This window comes from Candidatus Zixiibacteriota bacterium (assembly GCA_014728145.1).
GTDB lineage: Bacteria > Zixibacteria > MSB-5A5 > JAABVY01 > JAABVY01 > WJMC01.
The window spans coordinates 1-10,403 of record WJMC01000042.1 but is presented as its reverse complement, the minus strand read 5'-3'; the positions used below and the strand labels follow the sequence as shown (position 1 = coordinate 10,403).

At 50.0% G+C, this 10,403-nt stretch carries 9 protein-coding genes and 1 tRNA gene; 9 read left to right on the top strand and 1 reads right to left on the bottom strand.

Features of this window, described 5'->3' with window-relative positions; all coding sequences use genetic code 11:
- The 6 genes from GF404_02535 to lspA form a co-directional block, all read left to right on the top strand.
- The coding region (locus GF404_02535; GenBank protein MBD3381053.1) for a T9SS type A sorting domain-containing protein at positions 1 to 1,328 on the top strand (1,328 nt) is incomplete at its 5' end.
- An 84-nt stretch (positions 1,329 to 1,412) separates the two neighbouring features.
- Complete coding sequence (locus GF404_02530) at positions 1,413 to 2,111, top strand: YggS family pyridoxal phosphate-dependent enzyme (protein MBD3381052.1); 699 nt, start codon at positions 1,413 to 1,415, stop codon at positions 2,109 to 2,111.
- Positions 2,104 to 2,637 (top strand): DivIVA domain-containing protein, encoded by a 534-nt coding sequence (locus GF404_02525; protein MBD3381051.1) that lies wholly within the window; start codon positions 2,104 to 2,106, stop codon positions 2,635 to 2,637. Before GF404_02530 ends, GF404_02525 begins: the two co-directional genes overlap by 8 nt.
- A gap of 2 nt (positions 2,638 to 2,639) precedes the next feature.
- On the top strand, positions 2,640 to 3,467 hold the full coding sequence (locus tag GF404_02520; protein MBD3381050.1) for a purine-nucleoside phosphorylase: 828 nt from the start codon (positions 2,640 to 2,642) through the stop codon (positions 3,465 to 3,467).
- A gap of 25 nt (positions 3,468 to 3,492) precedes the next feature.
- Positions 3,493 to 6,648 (top strand): isoleucine--tRNA ligase, encoded by a 3,156-nt coding sequence (locus GF404_02515; GenBank protein MBD3381049.1) that lies wholly within the window; start codon positions 3,493 to 3,495, stop codon positions 6,646 to 6,648.
- Positions 6,649 to 6,706: 58 nt separating this feature from the next.
- Entirely contained in the window at positions 6,707 to 7,258 is a 552-nt protein-coding gene (gene lspA / locus GF404_02510) for a signal peptidase II (protein MBD3381048.1), read from the top strand.
- Between the two features lie 176 nt (positions 7,259 to 7,434).
- Here lspA and GF404_02505 read toward each other — a convergent pair whose 3' ends face one another.
- Complete coding sequence (locus GF404_02505; GenBank protein MBD3381047.1) at positions 7,435 to 8,469, bottom strand: hypothetical protein; 1,035 nt, start codon at positions 8,467 to 8,469, stop codon at positions 7,435 to 7,437.
- Positions 8,470 to 8,608: 139 nt separating this feature from the next.
- On the opposite strand from GF404_02505, the gene GF404_02500 reads away from it, so the two are divergent.
- From GF404_02500 to GF404_02490, 3 genes are all read left to right on the top strand, one after another.
- Positions 8,609 to 10,051: a glutamate--tRNA ligase gene (locus tag GF404_02500; GenBank protein MBD3381046.1), complete on the top strand. Its 1,443-nt coding sequence runs from the start codon at positions 8,609 to 8,611 to the stop codon at positions 10,049 to 10,051.
- Between the two features lie 23 nt (positions 10,052 to 10,074).
- Entirely contained in the window at positions 10,075 to 10,242 is a 168-nt protein-coding gene (locus GF404_02495) for a hypothetical protein (protein ID MBD3381045.1), read from the top strand.
- Between the two features lie 86 nt (positions 10,243 to 10,328).
- Positions 10,329 to 10,399, top strand: a tRNA-Gln gene (locus GF404_02490).
- Positions 10,400 to 10,403 lie beyond the last annotated feature (4 nt).

The window sequence follows — 10,403 nt, the reverse complement described above, 5'->3', positions numbered from 1 at the left end:
ACTACGGAGCAATCGCTTTAAACGATTCAACCTCCAATTCAGGTCAGCCTTACAGGATCGCGTTCGATGACTCGATAAGCGCCGGAAGGATGGTCGTTTTCGATCTCGTCCTGAACGGGTCAGGAGGTTACCAGGATACGTTGCCGTTATACCTGCGAGTTGGTGCAAAGCAGGAAGGCGATCATTTCACTCATACGGCCGGCCAGGTACAGTTCACAGTCTCGAACTATGGTATTTACGGTCTCGGACAGGGTTCTGCCAGCGACAGCGGTGGTGTCGGATTTATCTATCTTCCCGATAATCAATCATACCTGTACGAAATGGCATTTATGATCGCATCGGATTCAGATCATGTTTCCGATGCCGCCCGCAATATGCTTCCATATTCCAATGATATAGATCTTCAGGTGGCACCCGGTGGCGGATTGAAAGCTTATGCTCCCAGTTTCTATGCCGAGGAGCGCACGATCTCGGTGTTCAATGACAATGGCTCCTGTCAACCTCTGGGAGTGGAGATCAGGCAGAGTACATTCGCCTATAAAGAAGATATCGAGGATCAATTCGTTATCATGGCTTATGAAGTCAAAAATACCTCAGACAGTTCCCTGAGCGGATTGCGGGTGGCACTCTATGCCGACTGGGATTTTCCCTATGGCGCAGATATGGTCGGTTTTGACGGTGATCTCGATCTGGGATATATGTATGCCAATGACGGTTCCGCAATTCGGGGCATCGCCGTTCTCAATTCCGAAGGTACAGCCTCGTATCGATCGATCGATGGTGCCGCCTGGACTCGTGACGGTTTTGCTAAAAGCGAGAAATGGCAGTTCATGTCAGAGGGCTTTGTCGATACCGCCAGTGTATATGCCAAGGATCATTCACACCTGATAGCAACCGGTCCGTTCGACCTCGCGCCCGGCCAGGTCGACACCGCCGCATTTGCCATAATCGGTGTCGATTCCCTGGCGGAATTCGATGTAGTCGTGCCCCGGGCTGTACTGCGATTTAATGATTTTATGGTGTCAGCCGAAAACCCGCAGGATCCCGGCGGTATTCCTGATAAATTCGAACTTTTTGCCAATTATCCCAACCCCTTCAACCCCGCTACCACAATCGAGTTTGCCCTCGACAAACAGCAGGCGGTGCGCCTGGAGGTTTTCAACATCCTGGGACGGAAGGTGGCCACTTTGGTTGACGATGTGCTGGATGCCGGCTATCACAAGGTAGTCTGGGACAGCAGTGCTGAAAAAGTCTCCTCGGGCGTGTATTTCTACCGTCTCAAGGGCGAAAACCAGGCGGTTTCGCGCAAGATGCTGTTGCTCAAATAACACATTATTAGAGAATTTATAGCACATTTAAGCGACCAATAATATGCTTGCTTTTTACCTGTCAAACTGGTAAAATAACAGGTTATGACGTCGGTAGCTGAAATCGCGAAACGTCTCGAACAGGTCAATCAAAAAATTGCGCGAGCTCTTGAAAACAGCGGTCGCGCGGGCGATCCGGTCACGTTGGTGACGGTCTCCAAGACGTTTCCGGCAGAGAATTTGAGCGCCGCCATTTCAGCCGGTGCGAGCGATATCGGCGAGAGCAAAGTACAGGAATTCGAGGAGAAAAAACCTAAAGTCGAGGGCAATGCGCGCTGGCACCTGATCGGGCATCTCCAGCGTAACAAGGTCAAAAAGGCGTTGCCGTTGTTCGACATGATCCAGTCGGTCGATTCGTACAAACTGGCAAAGGAGATCGATAAACGGGCGGAAAAGCCGTTTCAGGTTTTGATCCAGGTAAACTGCTCGGGCGAGGATTCGAAATTCGGCCTCCCGCTTGCCGATGCCCAAGATGAAATCCTGAAAATGGCTGAACTGCCTAAACTGGATATACGCGGGATCATGACGATCGGCCCCTTGACCGACGATGAATCCCGGATCAGGGCGAGCTATTCCGCAACCCGGGAACTTTTCGAGAGTATGAAACAGTATCAGCAGGAAAATTTGAAGATGGAGATCCTGTCGATGGGAATGAGTGGTGACTTCGAGCTGGCGATTGCCGAGGGCGCAACCATGGTCAGGGTCGGAAGCGCAGTCTTCGGACCGAGGAATTACAATGGGTGATGAAATAAAATTGACAGCACAGGATTTAAGACATCCGGAATTGGCAACACGCTTTCGAGGTTATGACAAGCAGGAAGTCGATCAGTTGCTCAGTAAAATCGCGGATCAACTCGAACGAGACGGTACCGAGAGAAGCAGATTAACTGAGAAGCTTGAAAGCCTTAAACAGGAACTTGAAAAGTACGAAGAGCTGGAAGAAACCCTAAAAAATACATTGCTGAGGATTCAGGAGTCGGCCGACGAAGTCCGCAAAAACGCGCACAAGGAAAGCGAGCTGATCATCCGCGAAGCACAGGTCAAAGCCGACCACCTGGTCGAGGACCGTGCCGGTCAGATCCGCAGAATGGAAAGTAAATTCGAGGTGCTCAAGGGCGAGTGGTACCAGTTCTACGCACGCTTTAAGACACTTTTGAGTTCGCACCTGGAGATGCTTGAACGGATGAAAGAGGAAACAGATAGTTTGAGGCCGGAGGAAATGCCGCCGGAGATGATTAAAGTCGACAATAAAGTGGAGGATGAGAGATAAACATGAAAGAACTCAGACAGCATATCAGTGAAGCGGTCGAGGATATCCGCAAAGTTACCGAGAAAGCTCCCAAAATCGGCATCATTCTGGGCACCGGCCTGGGCGGACTGGCGGACAAAACCGATATACAGGAGACAGTCGGGTATGAAACCATCCGTCATTTCCCGGTCTCGACAGTCGAGGGTCATGCCGGAAGGTTGATCTTCGGAAGCCTGGCAGGAAAAGACGTGGTCGCGATGCAGGGCCGTTTTCATTTTTATGAAGGCTATACGATGAAGCAGGTGACGTTCCCGGTGCGGGTCATGAAAGCTCTCGGCATCGAGGTGTTGATCGTCTCCAATGCCTGCGGGGGACTCAACCCGCAGTTTCGTTCGGGCGATTTGATGATCATTACCGATCATATCAATCTACAGCCTTCGAATCCATTGATCGGCTACAACGATCCGGAGATCGGAGATCGATTCCCGGATATGAGCCACTGTTACAACCGCGACCTGATCAAGCTGGCCGAGGAGTGCGCGCTGGATCTGAAGATAAAAGTACAAAAAGGTGTCTATGTCTCGGTGCCGGGTCCAAACCTGGAGACTGCCGCCGAGTATCGTTTTCTGCGTATCATCGGTGCCGATGTAGTCGGTATGTCGACTGTGCCGGAAGTGATCGCCGCCCATCACCAGAAAACTAAGGTCCTGGGGCTTTCGATCGTGACCGATATGGGTCTGCCGGATGCGCTCGAACCGACCAGCCACCAGGAGATTCTTGCCAATGCCGCGGTGGCTGAACCGAAGATGACCAAAGTTGCCGAAGCTGTTGTAGGTAAACTCGAAGTATAAACCAGTAATATTTGCAGGTGAGATTATGTTAGATGAACTCAAAAACGGATTTTCACATCCCAGTCTGGAAGAAGAGGTAATCTCGTACTGGAAAGAAAACGATATTTTCAATAAACTGCTGGAGCATTCCTCCGGACGGCCGGAGTATGTTTTCTACGAGGGACCGCCGACCGCCAACGGTAAACCCGGGGTTCATCATATAATTTCGCGCACGCTCAAGGACTTCGCCTGCCGTTACTGGACCATGCGCGGTTATCATGTCGACCGCAAGGCCGGCTGGGATACACACGGCCTGCCGGTCGAAATCGAAGTCGAAAAGAAACTCGACCTGCACAATAAGTCCGATGTCGAAAAGTACGGGATCGACAAATTCAACAAGAAATGCCGTGAATCGGTATTCACATACCTCGAGGACTGGAACAAGATCACCGAACGTATCGGTTACTGGCTCGATCTGGACAATGCCTATATCACCTGCGAAAATTATTACATCGAATCAGTCTGGCATATCCTGGCCGATTTTCATAAACGCGACCTGCTCTACCAGGGTCATAAGATCCTGCCTTACTGCCCGCGCTGTGAGACCGGGCTGTCCTCTCATGAGGTCGCACAGGGCTACCAGGAGGTGGCCGATCCCTCGGTTTTTGTCAAGGTCAAACTGAAAGGTGAGGACAACCGCTTTTTTTTGGTATGGACCACGACGCCCTGGACATTGATTTCGAACATGGCCCTGGCGGTTCATCCGGAAGCCGATTATGTGGAGGTAAAGTACAAGGACCAGAACCTGATTTTGGCCGAAGCGCTGGCGAACAGTATCCTCAAAGAAGAGTTCGAAATTGTCAAACGCTACAAGGGTACTGAGCTGGAACGCTGGGAATATGAGCCCCTGTTTGATTACTACAAGGATACAGTCGATAACGGCTACTTCGTTACCAATGCCGACTTCGTTACTCTCGAGGATGGCACCGGGATTGTGCATGTCGCTCCGGCTTTCGGTGCGGATGACTATACGGTCGGCCAGAAGTACGATCTCACTTTCCTGCAGGCGGTAACCTCGACAGGTCTGTTGCCCGAGGAAGTAACAGATTTCGCAGGGAAGTTTATAAAAGACGCCGACCCGCTGATCATAAACAACCTCAAACAACGTGGCCTGCTTTTCAAGAAAGAAAAATTTACTCATAATTACCCGTTCTGCTGGCGATGCGACACTCCATTGATCTACTACGCCCGCAAGTCATGGTACATCCGCACCACTCAGTTCAAGGACAGGCTGTTGGAAAACAACCGCACGATCAACTGGTATCCACCGGAAATCGGTTCCGGTCGCTTCGGCGAATGGCTTGAAAACAATGTCGACTGGGCGCTCTCCCGTGAGCGTTACTGGGGAACCCCGCTTCCGATCTGGATCGGCGAAAAGACCGGCAAACAGGTCGCGATCGGATCAGTTGAGGAATTGAAGCAGAAGGGTGAAAATGTGCCCGATGATATCGATTTGCATAAACCTTACGTCGATGATATCCGGATTTACAACGAGGAGGATCAGGAATGGATGTACCGCACCCCCGAGGTGATCGATGTCTGGTTCGATTCGGGGGCGATGCCGTTCGCGCAGCATCATTATCCTTTTGGCGACACCACAAAATGGGAGAAGTCTTTCCCGGCCGATTTCATCTCCGAAGCGGTCGACCAGACCCGCGGGTGGTTCTATTCGCTGGTGGCGATCTCGACCTTGTACAAGGATGTCGCCCCCTTCAAAAATTTGATCGTGTGCGGATTCATCCTCGATAAAGACGGCAAGAAGATGTCCAAACATATCGGCAATGTGGTCAATCCCTGGGAGGTTCTGGAAAACTACGGCGCTGATGCTCTGAGATGGTACCTGGTGACAGTCAATCAGCCCTGGTTGCCGACTCGCTTCGATATAGAGGCACTGGCCGAATCACAGCGCAAGGTGCTGGGGACATTGCGCAACACATATTCTTTCTTTGCGATCTATGCCAATATCGACAAGCTGGCCGAACGCGCTTTAAAAGATGATAAATCGCTGGCAGAATTTCTCAACGAGAAGGCCGGTCCTCAAACCGAAATCGACCGCTGGCTTTTAAGCCGTCTCAACAGCGTGATCAAGGATACGCGTGAGAAGCTGGATGATTATCGTCTGACTACTACTTACCGTAAGGTCGGTGAGTTCGTGGTCGATGAGCTTTCCAACTGGTATGTACGCCGAAGCCGTCGGCGATTCTGGGGTGAAGGCGATGATCCGGACAAGTTCCGTGCCTTTTCGGTACTTCATGAAGCCCTGGTTAAAATCGCCCAGGTCCTGGCGCCGATCATGCCGTTTTTCACCGAAAAGATCTACCGTGAGCTGGTGCCGTCAGGAAAAGAGTCTATCCACATGACTGATTTTCCCGATTTCGACCAGGATAAGATAGATGAAAAGCTGGAAACTCGAATGTCCTCGGTCATTTCGATCGTGTCGTTAGCCCGTACCGCGCGCACCAAAGCGCGTCTCAAAATCCGTCAACCACTGGCCGAGATGATCGCGGTTCTGCCGAAACACCTGCATAAAACAGATCTCGATGATCTCAAACCGGTGATCGCCGAGGAGATAAATATTAAGGATGTCAGGTTCTCATCTGATGATGCTGAGATCATTGAGTTAACCGCCAAACCGAATTTCAAACTGCTGGGTCCCAAGCTGGGCGCCAAGATCAAACTGGCCAAAACCGCGATCGAGAGTCTGCCCGATTCCGACCTGCGGGAATTCCGTAAAAGCGGAAAGCTGTCTCTGGCTCTCGATGGTGAGGATTTCCAGATATCCGACGGCGAAATCGAACTGGAAACCCAGGATCGGGAGGGCTATGCGGTCGAGGCCGATGACGGTATCAGTGTGGCGGTTTCAACCGAACTTTCAGAGGACCTTGTCATGGAAGGTTATGCCCGCGAGCTGATCAACAAGATCCAGAATATGCGTAAAAGCGCTGATTTCAACGTCACAGACAGGATCAAAGTAGCGGTCAAATCGACCGATCCGATCGACAAGACACTCGATAAATTCGGAGAGTACATTAAAACCGAGACACTGGCTGACGAGATGGCACGCGGTGAAGTAAAAGGCGAAGTCACACAGGACTGGGATATTAACGGTCAGCCGGCTACGATCACTGTATCACGGACCTGAAATCGCCTTTCCGGTCACGTCTCATTGAGAGGGAATCGACATTAATCGATATGACTGCATGAATAAACGCCTGATCCCATATATATTCCTGACCATTTCAGCGGCTATACTGGATATAGTTACCAAGCTTGTGGTTCAGGCCAACCTCAAGCTGGGTCAGTCGGTACCGGTAATCGAGGATTTCTTTCACCTGACTTATGTCCTCAACCAGGGCGGAGCATTCGGAAGCCGTCTCGGGTCGAACGTATTTTACCTGGTTTCGGCCTTGATAGTGATCGGGCTGGTGATATTCTTCCTGTATCGTGAATTCGGTAAGAACAGCTATGTAGATTTTGCATTATTTTTAATTCTGGGCGGGGCTGTCGGTAACCTGTTCGATCGTATCCGCATGGGCGCGGTGGTTGACTTTCTGGATTTCGACTTTTTTAAAATCAATTTTTTCGGCTATCAATTCGACCGCTGGCCGACTTTTAACATTGCCGATGCCGAAGTTACAGTCGGTATCGCTATCCTGCTCTTGTCATTTCTGTTCGGTCTGGGCAGGCAGGTTGAATCTGAGCGAGATAACCATGACAGCAATAATATGGAATCAGGTGCAGATTTAACTTGACATCAGGACAACCAGTGTCTTCTTTTAAGTGGTAGTTACGTCACCTTTAGTTTCAACACCCCGATCATGAAAACAATACGGATGACAGGCGTTGCCGGTCAGAATCCTGCCGCTAGATTCCCTAATTAGGAGCTCACCTATTTACCCCTGTGTGTGGCATTCTGACCGGCCGTTTTTTACCTGTTTTCAGCTATTTTCCGGCGGATATTTTTAAGCTCTTCGCGGTAAGACTTGAGGTTGTCACGGACATCCTCAGAAAGAGGTATGCTTTGGCAGTATTCGACCTGTTTCAATGCTTCCGGATAATTTTCCATCTCGAAATAGCAGTGCGCACGGTAAAAACAGGCCTGGTATAGATTGTGATTGTTATGAGTTTGCCGGGTTTGGATTCGATTTACCAACGTATCATATATTAAAAGCGCGGAATCATATTTTTCCGCCTTATAATACATCTCCCCGCCCGCCCAGAGGGGCATACAGCTTTCCGGAAATAATTCGTATAATCTGTAAAATATCTCCGAGGCTCGTTCGAAACTATTTTCCTCGGTGTAGACATAAATCATGATCGTTTCTGCCAGGCGACGTGAAAACATAGAGCTGTCACGAGCAAGCTCGAGCTGTTTCAGCCCCTCCTCGCGGTTATCTCCAAAGAACGGCATCCAGCTGAGGTTGCGGGTTTCGACCGATCCCCAGTAGTTGTATGATCCCAGGCAGACGTAGGCGTCATATATTTCCGGATTGTACTTCAGGCACCGTTTGATCAGATTTTTACCGCGGATCGAATTGCGTACTACCGAGAGTTGGCCGCCCTTGCGGTGATCGTACATGGCGCGGTAGAAAAAAGCCGAGCCCATAAAGTAGTAAGCCCAGGCGTTGTAGCGGTCTTTCCTGCGTATATCATCAGCCAGGTCGACGGCTTTGTCGAGGTAGTCGTAGTACTTCTCCTCGAACAGGAAATGTTCTCCTGCTTTCATCTGGTTATATTTCTGGGTTGCCATGAAGTAATATCCGGCCGGGTGTTGTGGATATTTATCGATCAACAGTTGGTAGCAGGAATCGGCCTGACTGTATTTTTCGGCCAGGCTGAAATCCAGGCCGGCTTGAATCAGTTTCAGGTCAGACCGACATGGAAATTTTGCCGAACTGTCAGCGGAAAGCTGGGAAAACATCATGATCAGAAGCGTTATCAGCAGTGATCGCATACATTTCATATTAAGACCTCAAAGATAAAACGCAACCAATAACACCTCGGTTTGTTTTAGAAGTTTGTTAGGCCCCTTTTGGGGGTCAAAAAAGTGCTTGCCATAAAACATAAGCGCGCTTATCCTCTACCCGAAAGGAAAGGTGAAAATGAGCGATATCAGAGTCAGGATAGCACCCTCTCCATCGGGGTATCTGCATGTCGGAACCGCGCGTACGGCGATTTTTAATTATCTTTACGCTAAAGCCAAAGGTGGAAAATTTATTCTTCGGATCGAGGATACCGACCAGGCCCGCTCATCAGAAGATATGGTGGCGGTGATCCTGGAGGGTCTTCAGTGGCTCGCGGTCGATTGGGATGAGGGGCCTTATTACCAGTCGCAGAGATTCGACCATTATCCTCCCTACACTGAAAAGCTGTTGGAATCGGGTGCCGCCTACCGTTGCTTCTGCACTTCTCAGGAACTGGCCGAGAAACGTGACCGCGCCCAAAAAGAGAAAAAGACATATCAATATGACCGCAAGTGCCGCGACCTGAGCGATGATCAGATCAAGGCCAGGCTGGATGACGGTAATAAATTCACTGTTCGGCTGAAGCTTCCCCTGGAGGGTGAAGTCAGCTTCGAAGACCAGGTCCTGGGTAGGGTCTCGAAAGCCTATGCCGACCTGGATGATTTCATCATTGTCCGTTCCGACGGCAGTCCGATCTACAATTTCGCGGTTGTGGCGGATGATATCGAGATGGGTATAAGCCACGTAATCCGGGGCAATGACCATATCGCCAACACCTACAAGCAGGTTGAAATTTACAAAGCTCTGAATGCACAACTTCCGCAGTTCGCCCATATACCGTTGCTATTGCGTCCCGACCGCTCAAAAGTTTCCAAGCGTAAAGGCGATAAATCTGTGACTGAATATCGCGATGAAGGTATTCTTCCGGAGGCGATGTTCAATTTCCTGGCTCTTCTGGGATGGTCGCCCAAAGACGACCGCGAAATCATGAGCCGGGAAGAGATCATCAAAACTTTCGATTTCAAGGGCATCAATCCCAATAATGCCGTTTTCGACCCGGTCAAGCTGACCTGGATGAACAGCCAGTATATCATGAAAATGGACAACCATACACTGGTCGAAAGGATCCAGCCTATTCTGATGGAGAAAGACCTGGCCACCAAGTACTGGATCGAAACCCGCTGGCAGTGGATGCTCAAAGTCGTCGAACAGCTCAAGGAACGATGCGAGAATCTTTACGATTTCGCCGAGAAGGGTTATTATTTCTTCAAGGATGATTTCGAGTATGATCCCAAGGGTGTTAAAAAGCGATTTGCCAAGGAAGGTGTGGCTGAAAAGCTGAAAAAACTGAGAGAGGAGTTCGGCAAACATCAGGATCTGACCAAGTCTGTAGCTGAGCAGGCCATCCGCGGTCTGGCTGAATCGATGGAGGTTGGGGCGGGTCAATTGATCCATCCCACCCGTCTGGCTTTAACCGGCATGACCGGTGGTCCGGGTTTGTTCGATATAATCGAGCTTATAAATCAGCCGGAAGTTGACAAAAGACTGTCAAGGGCGATCGAATTTATCCGATCTTTATAGGAAAACGGCAAGCGGTGAAAATTGTGACTACAGTCGACAAGAACACAAAACTCGAAAAAGAGATCGAACGGCTCGAGGCTGAATATAAGCAGGCGGTACGGGAGGCGATGTTCGACCGCAGGCGACAGGACCGGGTTTATAAACAGCTGAAAAAAAAGCGCAAACAGCTCAAGGAACTTATGGGTGAGTAGGGCGCTTCTATAAATACGAGCCTGCCGGTTATATTTTTAAGAGTGGGCTTGACAACGATTTAGAAATTTATATTATTCTGGCTTACTGGGCGATCGTCCAATGGTAGGACATGCGGCTCTGGACCGTAGAATCGGGGTTCGAATCCCTGTCGCCCAGCTTT

What these genes read in the sequence shown, in the direction of transcription:
- GF404_02530 (MBD3381052.1), top strand. Translation starts at nt 1,413, where the DNA reads ATGACGTCGGTAGCTGAAATCGCGAAACGTCTCGAACAGGTCAATCAA.
- GF404_02525 (MBD3381051.1), top strand. Translation starts at nt 2,104, where the DNA reads ATGGGTGATGAAATAAAATTGACAGCACAGGATTTAAGACATCCGGAA.
- GF404_02520 (MBD3381050.1), top strand. Translation starts at nt 2,640, where the DNA reads ATGAAAGAACTCAGACAGCATATCAGTGAAGCGGTCGAGGATATCCGC.
- GF404_02515 (MBD3381049.1), top strand. Translation starts at nt 3,493, where the DNA reads ATGTTAGATGAACTCAAAAACGGATTTTCACATCCCAGTCTGGAAGAA.
- lspA (MBD3381048.1), top strand. Translation starts at nt 6,707, where the DNA reads ATGAATAAACGCCTGATCCCATATATATTCCTGACCATTTCAGCGGCT.
- GF404_02505 (MBD3381047.1), bottom strand. Translation starts at nt 8,469, where the DNA reads ATGAAATGTATGCGATCACTGCTGATAACGCTTCTGATCATGATGTTT.
- GF404_02500 (MBD3381046.1), top strand. Translation starts at nt 8,609, where the DNA reads ATGAGCGATATCAGAGTCAGGATAGCACCCTCTCCATCGGGGTATCTG.